This is a genomic window from Pseudomonas sp. SIMBA_067 (assembly GCF_046534675.1).
Classification (GTDB): Bacteria; Pseudomonadota; Gammaproteobacteria; order Pseudomonadales; family Pseudomonadaceae; genus Aquipseudomonas; species Aquipseudomonas putida.
The window spans coordinates 1-238 of record NZ_JAWRYH010001287.1 but is presented as its reverse complement, the minus strand read 5'-3'; the positions used below and the strand labels follow the sequence as shown (position 1 = coordinate 238).

1 protein-coding gene is annotated in these 238 nt (G+C 66.4%); it reads left to right on the top strand.

Annotation, left to right across the window (positions count from 1 at the left end; genetic code table 11):
* On the top strand, nucleotides 1-238 hold a 238-nt coding region (locus SB765_RS33460), incomplete at both ends, for a hypothetical protein (RefSeq protein ID WP_410933014.1).

Sequence of the window (238 nt, the reverse complement as noted above, 5' to 3'; positions counted from 1 at the left end):
CTTGCCCATGCCTATTGGCGACAGAAGGGCCTGGCGCTGGACCTGGTGATCTGGAACGAAGACCAGGCCGGTTACCGCCAGCAATTGCAGGATCTGATCATGGGCATCGTCACCTCCGGCAGCGAGGCGGCGCTGCTCGACCGCCCCGGGGGCATCTTTGTGCGCCCCGCACAGCAGCTGTCGGCAGAGGACCGCACCCTGACCCTTTCGGTAGCGCGGCTGGTGCTCAGCGACAGCC